Here is a 4,503-nt window from a genome sequence, read left to right on the forward strand (position 1 = left end):
GCCTGCCGAAGCCCGGCGGCCGAGTGTTCGGCGGCCAGGTCATCGCGCAGGCGCTCGTCGCGGCCGGGCGCACCGTCCCCGAGGGCCGGCTGCCGCACTCGCTGCACGGGTACTTCCTGCGCGCGGGCGACGTCGCGACGCCCATCGAGCTCGGCGTCGAGCGGCTGCGCGACGGCCGGTCGTTCTCGGCGCGGCGCACGCACGCCGCCCAGGACGGCGACCCGATCCTGTCGATGATCGCGTCGTTCCAGGAGGACCAGCCCGGGATCGAGCACACCGAGCCCGCCCCGGACGTCCCGGCCCCCGAGGACGTCGAGTCGGCGATGGACCGCATGGGCCACCTGGACCACCCGATCGCCCGGTTCTGGACCCACGAGAGCGCGTTCGACGTCCGGCACGTCGGCGGCTCGCTGTACCTGGGCCCGGCGCCGACGCCCGAGGGCCGGCAGCGGGTGTGGATGCGCGCCAAGGGCGCCGTCCCCGCCGACCAGCTGCTGCACCGGGCGCTCCTCGCGTTCGCGTGCGACCAGATCATGCTCGAGCCGGTGCTGCGCCGCGCCGGGCTGTCCTGGCTCACGCCCGGGCTGTCGGTCGCGAGCCTGGACCACGCGATGTGGTGGCACCGGGACGTGCGGGTCGACGACTGGCTGCTGTTCGACCAGGACAGCCCGTCCGCGCAGGGCGGCCGCGGGCTCGGCAGCACCCGGGTGTTCGACCGGTCCGGCGCGCTGGTCGCGACCATCGCGCAGGAGGGCATGGTCCGGGTCCCGGCGTCCTGACCGGCGCGGCGGCGGGCCGCGCTGCGGCGCCGGGGCTCCGCTGGCGGGGCCTCGTGCGCCGGTGCACAGTGTCCCGGTGGTGAGGCTGCGACGGGTCAGGATCGACTCCCCGGGGTGGACCCGACGACGTGCGGGGACCGGGTTCTCGTACCTCGACGTCGACCGCGTCACGCGCATCACCGACGTCGAGCACCTGGACCGGATCGTCGCGCTGGCCATCCCGCCGGCGTGGCAGGACGTGTGGATCAGCCCGTGGGCCAACGGCCACATCCAGGCGGCCGGGCTCGACGACGCGCAGCGCCGGCAGTACCTGTACCACGAGCAGTGGCGCCGGCGCCGGGACCGGCTCAAGCACGACCACGTGCTCGACGTCGCCCGGCGGCTGCCCGCCGCACGCCGCTCCGTGCGCCGCGACCTCGCACTGCCGGGGTTTCCGCGGGCGAAGGCCCTGGCGCTGGCGTTCCGGCTGCTCGACCTGGCGTACTTCCGGGCCGGCGGCGAGGGCTACGCCCAGCGCAACGGCTCCTACGGCCTGGCGACGCTGCGCCGCGAGCACGTGCAGGTGCTGTCCGACGACGACGGCGCCGAGACCGCCGTGCGGTTCCACTACCCCGCCAAGTCCGGGCAGATCCGGGACGTCGTGGTCGAGGACGCGCAGGTCGCCGAGCTCGTCGGCACCCTGCTGCGCCGGCGCGGCGGGGGTCCCGAGCTGCTGGCGTGGCGGGACGACGACGGCTGGCACGACATCACCAGCGCCGAGGTGGGCGCCGACGTGAAGCACCGGCTCGGCGACGACGCCAGCCCGAAGGACTTCCGCACCTGGCACGCGACCGTGCTCGCCGCGCGCGGGCTCGCGGCGAGCGGCGCGGCCCCGACGTCCGACCGCGGCCGGCGCCGGGTCGTGGCGACCGTCGTCAAGGCGGTGTCGCACGAGCTCGGCAACACCCCGGCGGTGTGCCGGGCGTCCTACATCGACCCGCGGGTCATCGACCTGTGGACGCACGGCACGACCATCCGGCCGACCCGGTCCCAGGCGGTAGCGGAGAAGGAGACGCTGGCGCTGCTGTCCTGACCGCCCGCGGTCGGACGCGGTGGCGCGGTCGGACGCGGGACGCTCAGTCGCGGACGCGGGCCAGGGCGAAGCCGTCCCAGCCCTTGGCGCCCACGGTCTGCAGCGCCGTCGCGTCCAGCCGCGGGTGCGTGCCGAGCGCGTGCAGCACCTCCCGCGAACCCGTGACGCGCGGGTCGTCGGACCCGGCGTCGGCCACCTCGCCGCGGCGCACCACGTTGTCGACGACGATCACCGTCCCGGGGTGCGACAGCCGCACCGCGAGGTCGAGGTACCGCGCGTTGCTCGGCTTGTCGGCGTCGATGAACACCAGGTCGAACGCGTCCTCGCCCTGCGCGATCAGCCCCTCCACCGAGTCGCCCGCCGGCCCCTCGACCAGCCGCACCCGGTCCGCGACGCCCGCCCGCACGAAGTTGTCCCGCGCCACGGCGGCGTGCGCGGGGTCGATCTCCAGCGTCGTGACGTGCCCCTGCGGCCCGACCGCGTCCGCGAACCACAGCGTGCTGTACCCGGCGAGCGTGCCGAACTCCAGGACGCGCTGCGCGCCCGCGATCCGGCAGAGCAGCCACAGCAGCCGGCCCTCCGTCGGCGCGACCTCGATGGCCGGCAGCCCGGCCGCGCGGCCGGCGTCCCGCGCCGCGACCAGCGCGGCGCTCTCCGGCACCAGCTCCTCGACCAGGTACGCGTCCACCGCGGCCCAGCCCTGCTCCCCCGACCCGTGCTCACCCATGACCCGATCATGCACCTCCGTCCGCGCACGCGGGACGGGGGTCGGACCACCCGCTCCACCGGATGCGGGCCGCGCGGGGGCGTCGGAGACTGCGGACGTGCCCCAGGACCCCGCCGTGACCAGCCCGAGCGCGGACGCGCCCACCGCCGACGACCTGCTCCCCGAGCCGGTCGCGCGCAGCCTGCCCGGGATCGTCCCCGGTGTCGGGCCCGACGGCCGGCCGCGGCCGGACGCCCCGCTGGTCGCCGTCACCGGCGTGACCGGCTACGTCGGGGGCCGTCTGGTGCCCGAGCTGCTCGCCGCCGGCTACCGGGTGCGCGCCATCGCCCGACGGCCGGAGCGGCTGCGCGGCCGGCCCTGGTACGACGCCGTCGAGGTCGCCCAGGCCGACGCCGCCGAGCCCGAGCAGATCCGCGCGGCGCTCGAGGGCACCGACGTCGCGTACTACCTGATCCACTCGCTCGGCTCGGGCCGCCGGTTCGAGCAGCGGGACCGGCACACCGCGCTCGTGTTCGGCGCGGCGGCGCGCGAGGCCGGCGTCGGGCGGGTGATCTACCTCGGCGGGCTGTCGCCCGACACCGAGGAGCTCTCGCCGCACCTGGCCTCCCGCAAGGAGGTCGGGGAGATCCTGCTGGCCTCCGGCGTCCCCACGACGGTGCTGCGCGCGGCGATCATCCTCGGCTCGGGGTCCGCGTCGTTCGAGATGATGCGGTACCTCACCGAGCGGCTGCCCGCCATGACGGTGCCGAAGTGGCTGGACAACCGGATCCAGCCGATCGCGGTCCGCGACGTGCTGCGCTACCTGGTCGGCTCGGCGTCGATGCCGCCGGAGGTCAGCCGGGAGTTCGACATCGGCGGGCCGGACGTCCTGACCTACCGGGACATGATGCAGGGCTACGCCAAGGCGGCCGGGCTGCCGCGGCGGATCATCGTCAAGGTCCCCGTGCTGACCCCGCGGCTGTCCAGCCACTGGGTCGGGCTGGTCACCCCGGTGCCGTCCGGCATCGCCCGGCCGCTGGTCGAGTCGCTGGTCCACGAGGTCGTCTGCGACGAGCACGACATCGCGCAGTACGTGCCGGACCCGCCCGAGGGGCTGATCTCGTTCCCGCGCGCGCTGCAGCTCGCGCTCGCCCGGATCCGCGAGGCCGACGTGACGACGCGCTGGTCGTCGGCGGGCGTGCCCGGGGCGCCGTCCGAGCCGCTGCCGTCCGACCCCGACTGGGCCGGGGGCTCGCTGTACCAGGACGCCCGCAGCGTCGAGGTGGACGCCTCGCCCGCGGCGCTGTGGCGGGTGCTGGAGTCGGTCGGCGGCGAGCGCGGCTGGTACTCGTGGTCGCTCGCCTGGCGGGTGCGCGGCCTGATGGACCGGGTCGTCGGCGGGCCGGGCCTGCGCCGCGGCCGCCGGGACCCGCGGCGGCTCGTCGTCGACGACGCGGTGGACTTCTGGCGGGTCGAGGAGGTGCAGCCGGGGCGGCTGCTGCGGCTGCGCGCCGAGATGCGGCTGCCCGGGCTCGCGTGGCTGGAGCTGCGCGTCGAGCCGGACGGCGACACCCCCGAGGAGCAGGGCTCCGCCGGGCCGGGGTCGGCCCGACCGGCCGACGTGTCCCCCGAGCGCTGGACCACCCCGCCGACCCGGTTCGCGCAGCGCGCCGTGTTCCACCCGCACGGGCTGCTCGGGCAGCTGTACTGGTGGTCGGTGTACCCGTTCCACGGCGTCGTGTTCGGCGGGATGCAGCGCAACATCGCCCGCGCGGCGGAGACCGCCGAACGCTCCCGCCGCGACCTCCCCCGCTGACGCGCCTCCCGGTCGCCCGACCCCGCACCCGTACTGTCTCGCCGAGATAGGACCTCCGGCTCGAGATAGGACCGTCCACGGCCCTATCTCGAGCGGCACGTCCTATCTCGGCGGAGGTGCGGAGGCAGAG

General features: G+C 76.1%; 4 protein-coding genes. 3 read left to right on the forward strand and 1 reads right to left on the reverse strand.

The window, feature by feature from the left end:
* Window positions 1-779 (forward strand): acyl-CoA thioesterase II (locus G6556_RS17330; protein ID WP_166944173.1); only part of this gene is annotated, 779 nt, incomplete at its 5' end.
* Window positions 780-855: 76 nt separating this feature from the next.
* Entirely contained in the window at window positions 856-1,851 is a 996-nt protein-coding gene (locus G6556_RS17335; protein ID WP_166944175.1) for a DNA topoisomerase IB, read from the forward strand.
* Between the two features lie 43 nt (window positions 1,852-1,894).
* Here G6556_RS17335 and G6556_RS17340 read toward each other — a convergent pair whose 3' ends face one another.
* Complete coding sequence (locus G6556_RS17340) at window positions 1,895-2,578, reverse strand: O-methyltransferase (RefSeq protein WP_166944177.1); 684 nt, start codon at window positions 2,576-2,578, stop codon at window positions 1,895-1,897.
* A gap of 97 nt (window positions 2,579-2,675) precedes the next feature.
* Here G6556_RS17340 and G6556_RS17345 point away from each other — a divergent pair, with 97 nt between their 5' ends.
* Entirely contained in the window at window positions 2,676-4,373 is a 1,698-nt protein-coding gene (locus G6556_RS17345; RefSeq protein ID WP_346774970.1) for an SDR family oxidoreductase, read from the forward strand.
* Window positions 4,374-4,503 lie beyond the last annotated feature (130 nt).

This window comes from Cellulomonas sp. IC4_254 (assembly GCF_011603975.1).
Lineage (GTDB): Bacteria > Actinomycetota > Actinomycetes > Actinomycetales > Cellulomonadaceae > Cellulomonas.

What these genes read in the sequence shown, in the direction of transcription:
- G6556_RS17340 (WP_166944177.1), bottom strand. Translation starts at nt 2,578, where the DNA reads ATGGGTGAGCACGGGTCGGGGGAGCAGGGCTGGGCCGCGGTGGACGCG.